The sequence below is a fragment of the Photobacterium sp. DNB22_13_2 genome, from assembly GCF_052873915.1.
The window spans coordinates 1-272 of the sequence record NZ_JBNNXU010000132.1 but is presented as its reverse complement, the minus strand read 5'-3'; the positions used below and the strand labels follow the sequence as shown (position 1 = coordinate 272).

The following is a 272-nucleotide window of genomic DNA, read 5'->3' as shown; positions in this document are numbered from 1 at the left end:
GCTCAACACGCTTGACCACCACGCGCACCTCGCCGTCCTTGGGCGTTTCGCGCACGGCGTTGTCGAGCACGTTTTCAACCAGCGTGGCGGCATCTTCATGCGACACCGACACCCACGCCTGATTGGCGCCCTCATACGACAGCGTAACGTTGCGACGCTCAGCACGTGAGGCTTGCTGAATCACGCCGCTGCGCGCACAACCAGCCAGATCAGACAGCGCACCTTGCGCCAGCTGGGCTTCCACACGGCGTGCATCGAGCCGTGCGATGGCC

General features: G+C 64.3%; 1 protein-coding gene. It reads right to left on the bottom strand.

The genetic code is table 11. The features are described 5' to 3' along the window. A partial coding sequence (locus ACVA58_RS28100) for a hypothetical protein (protein ID WP_446513522.1) occupies nt 1-272 on the bottom strand: 272 nt, incomplete at both ends.